The organism is Syntrophomonas sp. (genome assembly GCF_028707975.1).
Lineage (GTDB): Bacteria > Bacillota > Syntrophomonadia > Syntrophomonadales > Syntrophomonadaceae > Syntrophomonas.
On record NZ_JAQVZX010000028.1, the window covers coordinates 8,312 to 22,871 of the forward strand.

General features: G+C 49.0%; 15 protein-coding genes and 1 riboswitch. Of the genes, 14 read left to right on the plus strand and 1 reads right to left on the minus strand.

The annotated features are described in order from the left end of the window. Window positions 1-235 precede the first annotated feature (235 nt). The 8 genes from PHP87_RS05690 to PHP87_RS05725 all read left to right on the plus strand — a co-directional run bounded on the left by PHP87_RS05690 (window position 236) and on the right by PHP87_RS05725 (window position 7,044). On the plus strand, window positions 236-424 hold the full coding sequence (locus tag PHP87_RS05690; RefSeq protein ID WP_341271088.1) for a dodecin family protein: 189 nt from the start codon (window positions 236-238) through the stop codon (window positions 422-424). 137 nt (window positions 425-561) lie between these two features. Then, window positions 562-1,029: a stage V sporulation protein AC gene (spoVAC, locus tag PHP87_RS05695; protein WP_299919442.1), complete on the plus strand. Its 468-nt coding sequence runs from the start codon at window positions 562-564 to the stop codon at window positions 1,027-1,029. Window positions 1,030-1,051: 22 nt separating this feature from the next. Continuing rightward, entirely contained in the window at window positions 1,052-2,062 is a 1,011-nt protein-coding gene (gene spoVAD / locus PHP87_RS05700; protein ID WP_299919444.1) for a stage V sporulation protein AD, read from the plus strand. A 16-nt stretch (window positions 2,063-2,078) separates the two neighbouring features. Further along, entirely contained in the window at window positions 2,079-2,438 is a 360-nt protein-coding gene (gene spoVAE, locus PHP87_RS05705) for a stage V sporulation protein AE (protein ID WP_299919446.1), read from the plus strand. Between the two features lie 5 nt (window positions 2,439-2,443). After that, window positions 2,444-3,949: a spore germination protein gene (locus tag PHP87_RS05710; RefSeq protein ID WP_299919448.1), complete on the plus strand. Its 1,506-nt coding sequence runs from the start codon at window positions 2,444-2,446 to the stop codon at window positions 3,947-3,949. Beyond that, entirely contained in the window at window positions 3,946-4,971 is a 1,026-nt protein-coding gene (locus tag PHP87_RS05715) for an acyl-CoA dehydratase activase-related protein (protein WP_299919449.1), read from the plus strand. Before PHP87_RS05710 ends, PHP87_RS05715 begins: the two co-directional genes overlap by 4 nt. Next, on the plus strand, window positions 4,913-6,022 hold the full coding sequence (locus PHP87_RS05720; protein WP_299919451.1) for a CoA protein activase: 1,110 nt from the start codon (window positions 4,913-4,915) through the stop codon (window positions 6,020-6,022). Before PHP87_RS05715 ends, PHP87_RS05720 begins: the two co-directional genes overlap by 59 nt. A gap of 26 nt (window positions 6,023-6,048) precedes the next feature. Continuing rightward, window positions 6,049-7,044, plus strand: coding sequence for an acyl-CoA dehydratase activase (locus PHP87_RS05725; protein ID WP_299919453.1), 996 nt, complete (start codon window positions 6,049-6,051; stop codon window positions 7,042-7,044). Window positions 7,045-7,289: 245 nt separating this feature from the next. Here the strand turns inward: PHP87_RS05725 and PHP87_RS05730 are convergent, their stop codons facing one another. Then, entirely contained in the window at window positions 7,290-8,216 is a 927-nt protein-coding gene (locus tag PHP87_RS05730) for a glycosyltransferase (RefSeq protein ID WP_299919466.1), read from the minus strand. 500 nt (window positions 8,217-8,716) lie between these two features. Next, window positions 8,717-8,827, plus strand: a riboswitch (TPP riboswitch). A 59-nt stretch (window positions 8,828-8,886) separates the two neighbouring features. On the opposite strand from PHP87_RS05730, the gene thiD reads away from it, so the two are divergent. From thiD to PHP87_RS05760, 6 genes are all read left to right on the plus strand, one after another. Then, a complete protein-coding gene (gene thiD / locus PHP87_RS05735; RefSeq protein WP_299919455.1) occupies window positions 8,887-9,762 on the plus strand; it encodes a bifunctional hydroxymethylpyrimidine kinase/phosphomethylpyrimidine kinase in 876 nt (291 codons plus the stop codon). Then, window positions 9,762-10,559 carry a hydroxyethylthiazole kinase gene (gene thiM / locus PHP87_RS05740; RefSeq protein ID WP_299919457.1) on the plus strand — a complete coding sequence of 266 codons (798 nt, stop codon included), beginning with the start codon at window positions 9,762-9,764 and terminating at the stop codon, window positions 10,557-10,559. The genes thiD and thiM overlap by 1 nt, the downstream gene beginning before the upstream one ends. Continuing rightward, entirely contained in the window at window positions 10,559-11,185 is a 627-nt protein-coding gene (gene thiE, locus PHP87_RS05745; RefSeq protein ID WP_299919467.1) for a thiamine phosphate synthase, read from the plus strand. Before thiM ends, thiE begins: the two co-directional genes overlap by 1 nt. Then, entirely contained in the window at window positions 11,170-11,820 is a 651-nt protein-coding gene (locus PHP87_RS05750) for an MtnX-like HAD-IB family phosphatase (RefSeq protein ID WP_299919459.1), read from the plus strand. The genes thiE and PHP87_RS05750 overlap by 16 nt, the downstream gene beginning before the upstream one ends. 12 nt (window positions 11,821-11,832) lie before the next feature. Further along, a complete protein-coding gene (gene thiC, locus PHP87_RS05755) occupies window positions 11,833-13,107 on the plus strand; it encodes a phosphomethylpyrimidine synthase ThiC (protein WP_299919461.1) in 1,275 nt (424 codons plus the stop codon). A 98-nt stretch (window positions 13,108-13,205) separates the two neighbouring features. Next, the coding region (locus tag PHP87_RS05760) for a TrpB-like pyridoxal phosphate-dependent enzyme (protein ID WP_299919462.1) at window positions 13,206-14,560 on the plus strand (1,355 nt) is incomplete at its 3' end.

The window sequence follows — 14,560 nt, forward strand, 5'->3', positions numbered from 1 at the left end:
CCCTGCGGTCGCCTTTAAGGTTGCACCCTGTCGGGCACTTCTGATGCTCCCTGCGGTCGCTTTTAAGGTTGCTGAGCGGTATAAATATGCACACTAGTGCATATTTATTACTTTTTGCAGTGACATCAAAACATAAGAAATTGAAGGGAAATTCTTATGCCCTTTCTGGTATAAAAGCCATAAGCCTAAAGCAGAATATTAATAGAAATTAAAAAAGGAGGTTATTCTTTTGCAGGTGAAAGTATCAGAATTTGTCGGAGAATCAAGGAGAAGTTGGCAGGATGCGGTGGAAAATGCGGTAAGTGAAGCCTCACGGGATATTAACAATATTTCCGGTGTGGAGGTTGTCAATTGGACAGCCAACTGCGCGGATAACAAGATTGTGGAATACAAAGCCAATATCAGGATAGCTTATTTAGGCTAGTTATCGTGTTGAGGGACGGCCCTTTTGATAAGTTTTCTAAGTGTTTAAAGGGTGCGTCCCTTCAATGCCCTGCCAGGCTAACGAGCGCATAATATTAAGCTATAAAGTTAATAATACCCTTGCAAGGAGGCAAATTGGTGAAAACACCTGATCCCCAGCGATGGAAGAAAATAGAAACAGAAGAATACGAAAGCCTGGTACAGCAGGTAAAACCCAAACCTCCCCTCCTTAAGCACTGTGTCTGGGCATTTATTGTGGGAGGACTTATCTGTCTCCTGGCCCAGCTAATAATGAATTATCTTCTCTACCAGGGTATAGACAAAGTTGAGGCTTCTTCCTATACGGCGGTAGTTATGATTTTCCTGGGAGCCTTTCTCACCGGTATCGGAATCTATGATGAACTGGGAAAAAGAGCTGGCGCCGGTTCTATTGTACCCATTACCGGCTTCGCCAACGCTATAGTAGCTTCAGCTATGGAGTTCAAGCGGGAAGGCTACATATTCGGGGTGGGGGCCCGCATTTTCACGGTGGCAGGCCCCACCTTGCTTTTCGGATTTGTTGTGGCGGTTCTGATAGGTTTGATCAAGGTTTTTCTTAGCAGCTAAAGTGCAAATAGAGGGGGATAATATGCCGGCTAAAAAGAAAAGAGGGGCGCAAACGCTGGTTTTTGATAAACCCCCGGTTCTCACCTCCTGGGCTTCCATAGCAGGCCCCAAGGAGGGGCAGGGACCCTGGGGCCAGGAATTTGATTGGATCATGGAAGATTATCTTTTTGGGGAAGAATCCTGGGAAAAAGCCGAAAACAAGATGCTCCGGGAGACGGTTAAAAAGGCCTTGAACAAAAGGAATTTTGATGAAGCTGATGCTGAAATCCTGATGGCGGGAGACCTGCTGAACCAACTGGTTTCCTCCAATTACGCAGCTCGCCAACTGGGGATTCCCTTTCTAGGACTTTACGGCGCTTGCTCCACCATGGCGGAGTCCCTTTTAGTAGCAGCTATTCTAGTAGATGGCGAATATTTTGAACGAGTGGTAGCTGCTGCCTGCAGCCATCATTATACCGCTGAAAGACAATTTCGCTTTCCAACTGAGCAAGGAATACAAAAGACCCTGAGCTCCCAATGGACAGCTACTGCCGCCGGAGCAGTGCTCTTGGAACCGGTTGGCACCGGCCCGCGTATTACTGCAGTAAGTATAGGAAAAGTTATTGATATGGATCAAAAGGATGCTAACGATATGGGTAGTGCTATGGCTCCGGCTGCCGCCCATACCATAAAGACGCATTTTAGTGACCTGAACCGGCCTTCTGATTATTATGACTTGATCGTAACCGGCGACCTGGGAAAAGTGGGCATGGCTATTGCCCAGCAGCTATTTATTAGAGATGGGCTGCAGCCTGAACCCAACTACAGTGACTGTGGTGTTTTGCTTTATGATGCTATTCAGGAAGTAAATGCCGGGGGCAGCGGCTGTGGTTGTTCCGCCTGTGTCTTGTGTGGTCCATTACTAAAGAAAATGATATCAGGAGAAATAAATAAACTGCTGTTTGTTGCTACTGGCGCTTTGATGAGTCCGGTTACCAGTTTTCAGGGTGAAAGCATTCCCGCGATCGCTCACGCCGTGGCTATAGAAAACTAATGCTGGAGGGGTAAATATGGTACCGCTATATATGGCGTTTCTAATCGGAGGTCTTCTTTGCCTTCTTGGCCAGCTAATAATGGATCTGACCAAGGCCAGTATAACCCCGGGGCATATACTGGTAGGCTATATTTCTGGTGGGGCCATTCTCAGTGGGCTGGGGCTGTACGAGCCTCTGGTAAAAATCGGAGGGGCCGGGGCTACTATCCCCTTATCCGGTTTTGGCCACCTTCTGACCCAGGGAAGTCTGAAAGCTGTGGAACAAAAGGGATTGCTGGGAGCTTTCAGCGGGGGAGTAGAAGCTACTGCTGCCGGGATTACAGCGGCCGTAGTTTTCGGCTACCTGGCCGCGGTTTTATTTAACCCGAAGGGATGATCTGGTTGTTTAAAAAAGGTTCCCATCTTTATTTGGGTAAGGATTATGATAAAAACCTGGATATTATGAAGCAGGAACTGGCCGAAGGTGAGAATTTTGATCTCATTGTTCGGGAAGTTCGAGTTGGAGGAAGGAAAGCCGCCTTCATATGCCTAGATGGTTTTGTCAAGGACGATATCATGACTGAATGCATGAAGTCCTTGTTAGCCCTGAAGAGAGAAGTGTTTCTTTCCAGTACGGTCAAAAGCATTCTGGAAAAAGGTGTTCCCTATGTGGAACTGAGTACGGAGAACAAAATAGATGAACTGCTTTATTCCGTATTATCTGGTTCAGTTCTGTTCATTATAGATGGTAGTGAAGAAGCGTTTATTATAGACCCACGCACCTACCCGGCCCGCAACCCCGAAGAACCGGACATAGAAAGGGTTGTTAGAGGTTCCCGGGATGGCTTCACTGAAACTATTGTCTTTAATACCGCCCTCTTACGGCGGCGGATAAGGGACCCCAAATTGCGGATAGAACTGCTGCAGGCGGGTAAACGGTCCAAGACCGATATTTGCGTCTGCTATTTAAAAGATGTGGCTGATCCGGCATTGGTAGAGGATATCAAGTCCAAAATATCCGGCATCGCCATTGATGCCCTGCCCATGGCGGAGAAATCGGTGGAAGAATTAATTATGCCCGGCAATTGGTGGAATCCCTTCCCCAAGGTCCGCTACACGGAAAGGCCTGATGTAGCGGCAGTACATTTGTTTGAAGGCCATGTACTGGTAATGGTGGATACATCTCCCAGTGTTATGATCCTTCCCGTAACCTTTTTTCACCACCTGCAACATGCCGAAGAATACCGGCAGAGCCCCAGTGTGGGCGTATACATAAGGTGGGTGCGTTTTATAGCGGTGCTGGCTTCCATTATTATTACCCCGTTGTGGCTATTGCTGGCTCTGTCTCCCGAGATTCTGCCGGCTTCATTGAAGTTTATCGGGCCCAAAGAAGTGGGAAATGTCCCTATCTTCCTGCAATTTGTTATAGCTGAAATCAGCCTGGATATGATGCGGATGGCCGCCATTCACACCCCCTCACCTCTGGCCACGGCTCTGGGGGTCATTGCCGCTTTATTAATCGGAGATGTGGCGGTAAAAATTGGCCTACTGGTACCGGAAGTAATACTATATACCGCTATGGTAGCAGTGGGTTCTTATTGCACTCCCAGCTATGAAATGGCTATGGCCAACCGTTTAATGAGGTTTTTTATCCTTTTGGGAACCGGATTTTTCCGTTTACCCGGCTTTATCGTTACCACCATTTTGGTAATACTGCTGGCTGCTTTTACTAAATCACTTAAGGTGCCTTATTTATGGCCCTTAATTCCCTTTAACTACCGGGCTCTTAAAGGTATTTTGGTGCGTTCCCCGGTCCCTATCCAGAACCTGCGCCCGGAAATTTTAAATACCCAGGACCAGAGCCGGCAACCCAGCCCGGCTTTTAAGAGGAGGAGAGAAGAAAAATGAGCAGGGTGGGTATACCCCGCAGTTTATTTTATTACTATTACTATCCCCTGTGGAAAAGCTTTTTTGCGGATTTGGGAGCCGAAATACTTACTTCCGCACCCAGCAACCGGCATACGGTAGAACGAGGGATTGAGCTGGCGGTAGATGAAACCTGTTTCCCTATCAAGGTCTACCTGGGCCATGTGGCGGAATTGTGCCGGGAAGAACTGGATTATATCTTTGTACCCCGGCTGGTCAGTGTGGAAGCCCGCAGCTATATCTGCCCCAAGTTCATGGGTTTGCCGGATATGGTAAGGGCCTTGATAAAGGAGACCCCTCCCCTGATAGATATAACGGTTGACTTGAGCTGTGATGAAAAATGCTTCCAGAAGGACATAATCCGAGTGGGCCGTCTCTTTACCCGCCAGGCGCGTAAAATCCAACTGGCTTACCAGCACGGCTGTGAGGAGCTGCGTTTATGTCGTTCTCTGGCTAGCCAGGGATTCACCATGGAGGAGGCTATCAAGATGTGGGAGGGTGAACCGATGGAGGCAGAGTCGGAAACCGACCTCAATATAGGGGTATTAGGACATGGTTATTCGCTTTATGACGAGCGTATCAGCATGAACCTGGTTAAACGCTTGCGGGCCATGAACTGCAAAGTTCTCCTGCCCGAGCATTTGGGCAGCGAAGTGGTGGAAGCAGAAGCAGCCACGGTACCAAAGAGGGTTTTTTGGACCCTGGGGCGCAAAATGCTGGGAAGTGCTCTGCATATGAGCCAAAGAGAGGATGTTGACGGAATTATTTATCTGGCTTGTTTTGGCTGTGGTCCTGATTCTCTCATTGGGGAAATAATTGAACGGAAAGTACGGGATAACAAACCCTTTATTCTTCTTACCGTTGATGAGCATAGCGGGGAAGCTGGAATTATAACCAGACTGGAGGCTTTTTGTGATATGTTGCGGCGAAGGAGGAACTACAGGAGTGAAAGTAAGCTTTCCCCATATGGGGCATCTCTACATTCCTTTGAAAACACTGTTTAAAGGCTTGAAGCTGGAGGTAATAGCACCGCCGCCGATAAGCCAGAAGACCATGGAACTGGGAGTGAAATACTCGCCGGAATTTGCCTGCCTGCCACTGAAGATTAATATGGGCAATTTTATTGAAGCCCTGGAACAGGGAGCCGATACCATTGTTATGGCCGGAGGCTGGGGACCCTGCCGCTTTGGCTATTATGCTCAGGTAGAAAGAGAGATTCTGCAGGAGTTAGGTTATGATTTTCAGATGGTTGTCCTGGAAGCTCCTGATTCCCGCATTTCCGAATTATTGCTGCAGTTAAAAGCCTTGGGAGAGAAGGTTTCAGTCCGGGAAGCCTACCAGGCCATTCGTTTTGCCTGGAAAAAACTTATTGCTATTGAAAAACTGGAAAAAAAACTAGAATACTGCCTGCCCCGGGCTATTGATAAAAATCGCCTGGAAAGCATATTTGAGAGGGCCCTGCAGGCGATCGATGAGGCGGAGAGCCAGCAGGAAGTGGAGAAAATCGCTCAGGAAAGCTTAAGGGAAATGGAAAAGAGCCCCTTCAAAAGTGCCGAGGTATTAAAGATTGGCCTGGTAGGTGAAATATATACCATACTGGAACCGGCCAGCAACTGTTATGCGGCTCGTTGCCTGGGAAGGCTGGATGCACATGTAAGCCGCTCCATCTATGTTAGCGACTGGGTTAATGATCATCTTTTTGGAGGCTACCTGCGCAAATCCAATCATAAACAGATTATGCAGTCCTCGCGTCCCTATTTAAACCATGAAGTTGGAGGCCATGGGCAGGAAACAGTTGGTTCCACGGTGGATTTTGCCCGCCGGGACTATAACGGCATAATTCAGATTGCTCCCTTAACCTGTATGCCGGAGATTGTAGCCCAATCCATACTGGGCAGAGTCAGTGAGGAACTCGAAATACCCTGCATGACGCTGTATTTTGACGAGCATTCGGGAGCAGCCGGGGTATATACAAGGTTGGAAGCCTTTGTGGATATGCTGCAAAGAAAAAGGGCTTTACCGTCAAACTCCCAGTTGATGGAGGCCCGGGCATAATAATCGTAGAAAGAAGGCATGATAGATTGAACCTGTATCTGGGTGTGGATATCGGCTCGGTCAGCAGCAATTTCATTCTGCTGGATCAGAACGGCAGGCTATACCGAAAACTCTATTTGCGAACCCTGGGCAATCCGGTGAAGGCCCTAAAAGATGGCTATGCCAGCATTAGCGATGGCCTGGATAAGCAACACGGGAAAATAAGAGCTGTGGGCAGCACCGGTAGCGGTCGCCACCTGGCCGCCGTTTTGCTGGGGGCCGATGTAGTGAAAAATGAAATCACCGCCCATGCAGTAGCGGCATCCCATCTTTTTCCCGGTGCCAAAACTATTATTGAAATAGGGGGACAAGACTCCAAGATAATAATCTTGCGTAATAACATTGTCCATGACTTTGCCATGAATACCGTCTGTGCCGCCGGAACCGGTTCCTTTCTGGATCAACAATCAGCTCGCCTCAATATTCCTATTCAGGAATTCGGTGATTATGCGGTAAAATCCGGCCATCCGGTAAGAATTGCCGGTCGCTGCGGAGTTTTTGCCGAATCGGATATGATTCACAAACAACAGATGGGTTTTCCGGTGGAAGACATTATAATGGGTCTTTGTGAAGCCCTGGTAAGAAATTACCTGAACAATGTCGGCAAAGGCAAAAAAATTGAGGAACCGGTGGTATTCCAGGGCGGAGTCGCGGCCAACCGCGGTTTGGCCAAAGCCTTTGAGAAAATACTGGGTTTGAAAATAAATGTACCTGCTCATTATGAAGTTATGGGAGCCATAGGAGCGGCTATCCTCGCCCGTGAACAGATGGAGCTAAGCCATAGCCCCACCCGCTTCCGGGGTGACAATTTTGTGCTGGAAGGCAATTTTACTTCAAACAGTCATGAGTGCTCGGGCTGCCCCAATCTCTGCGAAGTGGTTTGTATTAAACGAGACAATGAGGTCTTGGCTTACTGGGGTGATCGCTGCAAAAAGTGGGAGAGCTCCATAAAACAGCCCCGCGATAGACTGAAAGTGGTGTAAGTTTAAGAATAGTGAGGCATGAGGGTATCTTGCCTGCCAGGAGAACCGTTCCTGTGGCAGCTTCCATTTATTCCATCCCCGGGATAAGGGCGAAGGAGTAAAAGAGCGCATCGCCATAAACGAAAAATTATACTTTGAAAGAATGTCTCAAATCGTCCGCAACCAGGATCGCGAATGGGGAAAACTGGAATGACATGAGCAGTGGAAAGGGAAGAGCACGGGACATCGCAAGCGGGGCATATTCTTCAAGAAGTGGAGCAAGACCCCAGAATTTTTTTAACCATTCCCAGCAATTGCGCTGCGCGCCGGGTGGTAGAGTGTTTTTCGCGCACCATCTCATAGCCCTGCTGAGCAATCTCCTGCCGTTCCTTCTCATGTTGCAGGTAATACTCCGCCTTCTCCTCGAAATTTAGCTCATCAATGTCAATAAAATGAACCCCGGGGACGAAGCCCAGATCCAAAAGTTCAGCTGAGGAGGGAGCCAGTAACAGAGTATTGCAAGCCAGAACCTCAAAGTACTTCAAAAGTGGGTATTTATAGACCGAGTCGCAGCTGAAGAATATCTTGGCCCGGTTGATTTCGCGGGCATAATTGGGGCCGACCAGGAGATTTCTCATCTCCGCCGGGGAGAAATGCTTGTAGCCGGGGTGTTCATGATAGATGAATCCGGGCTTTCCCTTCATTTTCTCGCGGATTTTATAGCGTAAAGAGTAAACATATTCATGCATAGCTCCCATCATAAGGTAATCAATAGATTTGGGCAAGTGATAGTCTTTAAAAATTTTGTTGTCAATATGATGAGGAAGCCAGCTCATTCTCTTTTGCCATTCGGGATACCAGTCCAAAAATCTATCCCGGTAGCGAGTAAAAACCCAGCATAAATTTTTATCCTGCAAGGCTTCCTTACAAGAATCATGATGCAGGTCATGCAAATAGACGGCATAAGGTATGGCAAGTAAAGAAAGCTCATCAATGACCGGGCTGTTTATTTCGCCGGGCTCATTCACCAGTACAAAATCAGGGGTTGAAGGCAATTGGGACAGGATATATTTTATCGACCCGCTCTTATACCATAAGTAAAGTTCCAGTAAATCGGCCAAGGTGGTCATTAAGGAATGAAAGCTGGAATCGAGGTATTGCCGGAAATCGCCGCTTATGACCAGTAGTTTCATCTGCACCACCATCCCCCTTTATCTGATTCACCAAAATGGGAGGTATCAGTTAATTATTGAAGCTCTGGCCTGAAGTATTGGTTCCAGGTATTTCTTTTACTTCTATAATATGTTCTCATCCGCTTCCAGGTTCCAAGCGGGGAACAGCACCCATTAGATTATTCGGACAACTCTTCCAGCATCATGTTAATGGCCAGATTCCGCTCGCAGTCTACGCATGGGCAACACCAACGGCTCGTCTCGCGGCTCAAGGGGTAGCATCCATGCTTCGCCAACGCTCGCTTTGTATATTCATGCAACCCTTATGCAACAAAAAAGGGTTTTTGCAGTAGAGTCATAATTTAATTTTCTTTTATTTATTATATTGCAGGCATTAACCCCAATTCAATGATGGAGTTCTAACAGCATTATGTAAAAATGAAGAGGAATCGACTTTCATAGAAGATAAAAAGATAGCTCAACTTGCAAAATAATGATAAAATATTTTATTAGAGCTGAATACTAGACGCTGGGGGAGCTTTGCCCAGGCAAAGCTGAGATAGAGGGGTAGCCTCTGACCCTTTGCACCTGAACTGGATAATGCCAGCGGAGGGAAGCGTTTACCTGGAGCCTTTACAGGTTAACCTTTTTTGCTGGTTAACCTGTATTTTTATTTTAAGGAGGTTATTTTTTGCGCAAGATTCTAACTATAGCGGGCTCTGATTCCTGTGCCGGGGCAGGAATTCAAGCGGACATCAAAACTATTCAAGCCCTGGGAGCTTATGCCCTGTCGGTGATTACGGCAGTAACAGCTCAAAATACCCGGCAGGTAACGGCTGTTCAGGAAATCGAAGCCCAGGTGATAGAAAAACAGCTGGAAGCCATTTTTTCTGATATTCGCCTGGATGGAATCAAAATCGGCATGTTGGGAAGTGCCGGAACTGTTCAGGCGGTAAGCAATTTTTTGGCATCTTTCTTCCAGGCGGGAGCTTTCCAGAAAAAACAACTTAAGAACTCCCTTCCTCTGGTGGTTGACCCGGTGATGATTGCCAAGAGTGGTGACCGCCTGCTGGAGGAGGAAGCGGTGGAATCACTAAAAAAGAACCTCCTGCCTTTGGCCAGTGTAATCACTCCTAATCTCATGGAAGCCGGGGCCTTGTTAGGGCGGGAGATTAACAGTTTGGAAGAGATGAAAGAAGCCGCTCGGGAACTCCTGGAATTCGGCTGCCAGTGGGCCATAGTCAAGGGTGGCCATCTGAAGGGAGAACCAGTAGATGTCCTGGCCAATAAAGACTCGCTTTATTGGCTAAGAGGCCAGCGGGTCGATACTAATTGCAATCATGGCACCGGCTGCACCTTTTCTGCGGCCCTGGCCACCTTGATGGGACAAGGTTTTGCCGTACCGGCAGCAGCCAAACGAGCCAAAGCCTATGTAGAATATTGTCTAGAGCATGGGTTTGCCATAGGCGAAGGGGTGGGCATACCTCATCATTTTGCCGCTCAGCGCCCCTGGGAACCGGAAGCTTTGAAGGACGGCAGCGATGCTTCGATAAAGGAGGAGGTTTAATGCTCAAGTATTGTGCGGAAATATGGGATGAAGTTAGAAACAGGAGACCGCTGGTACACTGTATTACCAATTATGTAACCGTAAATGATGTAGCCAACATTATTCTGGCCGCAGGTGCATCACCGGCCATGGTGGAATACCCGGCTGAAGCCAGTGGATTTGCCCCCCTGGCCTCAGCTCTGTATTTTAATCTGGGTACCCTTACCGGGGAGCAGGAAGCAGCTATGCTGGAAGGCAGGTGGGCCGCCGCCTCCCGAGGTGTTCCGCTGATTCTCGATCCGGTAGCTTGTGGAGTGATTGGGCGCAAGGTGGATTTGATAGAAAGAATAAAGTCACTGGGCAAGATACAGGTATTGAAAGGAAATATTGCCGAGATAAAAAGCCTGGCCGGTTTAGCCGGACAGGCTCAGGGTGTTGACTCTCTGGATACGGGTGAAGGTTTGGAAGAAGCCTGCCTGCAATTGGCGGCTAAGGACAAGTTAATTGCCGTTGCCACCGGAGAAGTTGATATTGTAGCTGAGGAAAACCGCTATGCTCGAATATTCAACGGTACGCCCCTGTTTCAAAACATTACTGGTGCCGGTTGTATGGCCGGCGGGGTAATAGCCGCTTGCGTGGGTGCAGCGCCCGAAGAAGCCTGGCTGGCCAGCATTGCCGGTTTGTTAGCCTTTAATCTGGCCGGGGAAAGAGCCGCCAGCCAAGCGGGAAACCGCCCGGGGACTTTCCGGACGCTTCTTTTTGATGAACTATTTGTTCTGAGGGGAGAAGAACTGATGAAAGAAGGACGAGTGGAATGATAACTCCAGAGTATTCCCTGTATCTGGTTACTGACCGCAGCCTGCTTCAGGGCCGCAAACTGCTGGATGAGGTCAGGAAGGCGGTAAAGGGCGGTGTAAGCATGGTGCAATTACGGGAAAAAGAGGCTGGCAGCAGAGAATTCTATGAGCTGGCCCAGGCCCTGCAGGCGGAATTAAGAGAACTGGGTGTACCCTTGCTCATCAATGACCGCCTGGACATCGCCCTGGCGGTGGATGCCGATGGCTTGCACCTGGGGCAGGATGACCTGCCTTTGCCAGTAGCCCGTTCCCTGTTGGGAAAAGAAAAAATAATCGGCTTGTCCATTAATAAGCGGGAAGAGGCCTGGGAAGGAGAGAAGATGGGAGCTGACTACCTGGGGGTGTCACCGGTGTTTTCTACCCCGACCAAAGCTGATGCTCCCCCGGCCACCGGTTTGGAGTTCCTGGCGAGCTTAAGACTGGAAACCAAGATTCCTCTGGTAGCTATCGGCGGAATAAATAAGGAAAACCTGAAGATGATAAAAGAAACGGGAGCCGATGGCGCGGCCGTAATATCGGCTCTTATGGGAGCAAGTGATATTGAGGGGGAAGCCAGGAAGCTGAGGCAAATATGGGAGAGAAATTAGTCATTTTTATTGATTTCGATGGCACCATTTCCCGGGAGGATGTTTGCAATAAGATGGCAGCCAGGTATGCCGGCAGGAACTGGGAGGAAATAAACCGCCTCTGGGAAGAGGGAGGTATTACTACTGGAGAGTGCGCCAGTCGTATCCTTTCATCAATGGAGGTAGGGGCGGCTGAATTGGAGGCCTTTTTTCAGGCTCAGGAAGTAGACCCCGGCTTTTCCCCTTTCCTGGATTGGGTACAAAAAAATCGGCACCTCCCCATTATATTGAGCGATGGCTATGACCGCTATATAAGGAGCATATTACAGGGCCAGGGCTGGGAAATAGAGTTTTATGCCAATAAATTATATTGGGATGACGGCTGGCGGATGGAATCATCCTACCTGGATGAAGAATGCCCCCAATGTGGGGTATGCAAGAGCAAGATAATCCGGGAAAGAACTTTACCCGGCTGTCTCACAGTATATATCGGAGATGGCTACTCCGATTTCTGCCCGGCGGCCTCTTGTGATATCGTTTTTGCCAAGAATGAACTGGCCGGCTACTGCCGGAAAGAGGGTTTAACTTACTACCCCTACCGGGATTTTCACGATATCCTCCAGCAACTGCCGGGGATTGTAAGAAAAAAAGTCTGAAGGGAGAAAAATATGAACTACAAGACCCAGAGGGAAGCCGCCCGCAAAGGCATAGCGACCCCGGAAATGAAAAAGGCGGCGGAAAAAGAAGGAGTGGAGCTCAAATACCTGCAAGAGGGTTTGGCCGCCGGGAAGATAGCCCTACCCGCCAACCGCAACCACCTGTCATTACAGGCTGCAGCTATCGGAGCCGGCCTCAAAACCAAGATAAATGTTAATCTGGGTATTTCGCGCGACTGCAGCAATATGGAAGAAGAAATGCGCAAGGTAGAAAAGGCCCTGGAAATGCAGGCTGATGCTATAATGGACCTCAGTTGTCATGGAAAAACCCAAGAATTCAGAAAAGCCCTGTTGGCAATTTCCCCGGCCATGATAGGAACTGTACCGGTTTATGATGCTATGGGTTTTCTGGAAAAAGAATTATCGGAAATAACTGTGGCCGAGTTCCTTCAGGTGGTGGAAACCCATGCCCGTGACGGGGTTGACTTTATGACCATACATGCCGGCATTAGAAGGAGTACCCTGGAACGCTTGCGCAAAACTCCACGGCTGACCAGTATTGTTTCCCGGGGTGGAGCCCTTTTGTGCACCTGGATGGAGCGCAATAAAGCCGAAAATCCGTTTTACCAGTATTTTGATGAAGTTTTGGAAATATGCCGTGAATACGATGTGACTCTGAGCCTGGGTGATGCCTGCCGGCCCGGTTCCATCAATGACGCCAGTGATGCCTGCCAGCTTGAAGAACTGATTACTTTGGGAGATCTGACCTTGCGGGCTTGGGAAAAGGATGTGCAGGTTATCATTGAAGGGCCGGGGCATATGCCTTTAAACGAGATAGAAGCCAATGTGCTACTGCAAAAAAAGCTTTGCCACTCCGCCCCATTTTATGTACTGGGGCCACTGGTTAGCGATATAGCTCCCGGTTATGACCATATTACCAGTGCTATAGGAGGAGCTATAGCCGCCGCTGCCGGGGCTGATTTTCTCTGCTATGTAACCCCGGCGGAACACTTGCGCCTGCCCAGCCTGGAGGATATGGCGGAAGGTATTATCGCTGCCCGTATTGCCGCTCATGCCGCTGATATCGCCAAAGGCCTTCCCGGAGCCAGCGAATGGGATGGGCAGATGAGCAAGGCGCGGGCTGAGCTGGATTGGGAAAGCATGTTCAAGCTGGCTATTGATCCCGAAAAGGCGCGGCGCTACCGGGCAGAATCCAGTCCCGAACTGGAAGACAGCTGTACTATGTGTGGCCAGAACTGTGCCCTGAGAAATATGAAAAACCTGTAGAGTGCTTTTTTTAGCTACTTGTGAAACAATGGCTTACTGTGTTAAAATATACCCATCTATCTAAAAAATCAAATATTTGAGAGGAGAGATTAGTTTAGATGAGTAGAGATGAGCTAACCAAGATTATTCTGCCCGAGGATAAGATCCCCAAGTTTTGGTATAATGTCCAGGCGGATATGCCTAATCCCCTGGAACCGGGATTACACCCGCAAACCCATCAACCCCTGACTCCACCCGATTTGGAACCCATATTTGCCCGGGAGCTGATTCTCCAGGAAGTCTCCAGTGAAAGATTTATCGAGATACCCCGGGAGATCCGGGAGCTTTATAAACAGTACCGGCCCTCCCCACTCTTCAGAGCCCGCCAACTGGAAGCAGCACTGCAGAGCAACTGCCGGATTTATTATAAATATGAAGGGGTAAGCCCGGTGGGAAGCCATAAGCTTAACACGGCCCTGCCTCAGGTTTATTATAATAATGCTCAGGGTATCAAAAGGATAACTACTGAAACGGGTGCCGGCCAGTGGGGTACCGCTCTGGCCCTGGCCTGCAAACACTTTGGCCTGGAAGCCATGATTTATATGGTTAAGGTAAGTTTTTACCAGAAACCCTACCGGCGCTCTGTCATGGAACTATACGGAGGGCGCTGCATACCCAGCCCCAGCAATCTCACCGAGAGCGGGCGTCAGGTTCTGGCTCGGGACCCGGAAACTCCGGGAAGCCTGGCTATTGCCATTAGTGAAGCGGTAGAAGATGCGGTTACCCGGGATGACACCAATTATTCCCTGGGCAGTGTCTTGAACCATGTTTGCCTGCATCAGAGCATTATCGGCCAGGAAGTGAAGATGCAGATGGAACTGGTGGATGATTACCCGGATATAATTATTGGCTGTTGTGGCGGGGGCAGCAATTTTGCCGGAATAGCCTTCCCCTTCATCCCGGACAAACTGGCCGGGAAGAATATTCGCCTGGTAGCGGTAGAACCTGCGGCTTGTCCGACCCTGACTAAAGGGGTTTATGCCTATGACTATGGTGATGTGGCCGGTTTTACCCCGCTTATGAAAATGTATACCCTGGGTCATGATTTTATCCCCTCCGGAATTCACGCGGGCGGCTTGCGCTATCATGGGGAATCCCCCCTGGTCAGCCGTCTTTATCACGATAAACTGATTGAGGCAGTAGCGGTCAAGCAAAACCCGACCTTTGAAGCCGCGGTGCTTTTTGCCCAGACTGAGAGCATAGTGCCGGCTCCAGAGTCAGCTCATGCTATACGGGTAGCCATAGACGAGGCCCTGAAAGCCAAAGAAGAAGGGGTTTCCCGCACTATTGTCTTTAATTTGAGCGGGCATGGTCATCTCGACCTCTTCTCCTATGACAAATATCTGTCCGGGGAAACGGAAGATGTTGAATTCTCCGATGTCGAATTGCAGGAGAGCTTGAGAAACCTGCCCCA